The 1,070-nt window shown below is 54.9% G+C and carries 2 protein-coding genes; both read right to left on the reverse strand.

The features are described from left to right. Window positions 1-95 precede the first annotated feature (95 nt). On the reverse strand, window positions 96-482 hold the full coding sequence (locus AB5Z52_RS17270) for a hypothetical protein (RefSeq protein ID WP_368267166.1): 387 nt from the start codon (window positions 480-482) through the stop codon (window positions 96-98). Between the two features lie 22 nt (window positions 483-504). Beyond that, on the reverse strand, window positions 505-1,070 hold a 566-nt coding region (locus AB5Z52_RS17275; protein WP_368267167.1), incomplete at its 5' end, for a hypothetical protein.

A 1,070-nucleotide genomic window follows, 5' to 3' on the forward strand; every position in this document is an offset into this window, starting at 1 on the left:
CTGTGTGAAAAATCAATGCCTGTGCGCGCCAAAATTGAAGACGAGCAACAAGGCGAGCAGTAGCAGGTATATGCCGCCTGCGATCATGAGACGCGTCATTGCCGGTCCTCCAAATATTTTTCGGCGGCGTTGACGATCCAGCATTGCGCGTCCAATTTCTCAAGCTTCGCCAACTCGTATCGGACGGCCTCCGAATGGTCGTGCGACTGGTCGCCGTAGATCAGGCTGATGATCGTGTTTTTGATCGTGTCCCGGCAGAGCTCGTCCATACGGTCGTCGATCTTCGCCGTCCGCTCTCCCAAAGTCCGGGTTTTCGCGAAATGCTGGGAAAGCGGCGAATCGTATGGCAGGCGTTCGGGCCGCACGTGCGCGTACAATCCTGTCGCCAGCGCGTCCAACGCGCCCGGCCATATCCTGAGCAGCAAGGTGATGAGGGCGCACGCGCCACCCACACCCCCGAAACCAGCTAGAAAATTCTGCAACACATTGCATCTCCTTAAAAAATCAGTTTTGCAGTGGCATGAGGCCGCCGTACAGTGCCCTCATGCGTGGGACGAGCTTCTTGTATTCCTTCCAATCCGCTTGTGTCATCAGATTGATTGCCGAGAATCGCAGCGGATGATTCACCGGACACTTCAACTGGATGAGTTGCGCGTCATCCATATGAAAATCAAAACCAAGGAGTGTGTTTCCGCCTGTATTGTCATGAGGAAACAGACATCCACCAGTCCATAGTTTGTTGGCTATGTAGCAGATACCGTTCTCATACCATCTGCTACCTTCTGGCACTTGGGAAACCCAGAAGTTCAGATGGAGATCACCGGAGACCGGTTCTCCCAGTCGGATATCGGCACTAGGATTGACAGCGCCGCTGTTTGGCGTAATGAGTATGCCATCAGGGTCAACATGCTGCACGGTCGCCTCGTGTGTCGAGATGGCACTGTTCGGGAGCATCAAGAGTGGATTCGGAATCAGATTCGTTACCAGGCTCATGCCACCACCCCCAAAGGGGTCAGGCGAGCGGCATCGTGCCCCCGGTGAAATATCCGATGCCGTCGAGCAGGGTCTTG

The organism is Enterococcus sp. RTP21361st1_A6_RTP21361_211029, assembly GCF_040910045.1.
GTDB classification, from domain to species: domain Bacteria; phylum Bacillota; class Bacilli; order Lactobacillales; family Enterococcaceae; genus Enterococcus_D; species Enterococcus_D gallinarum.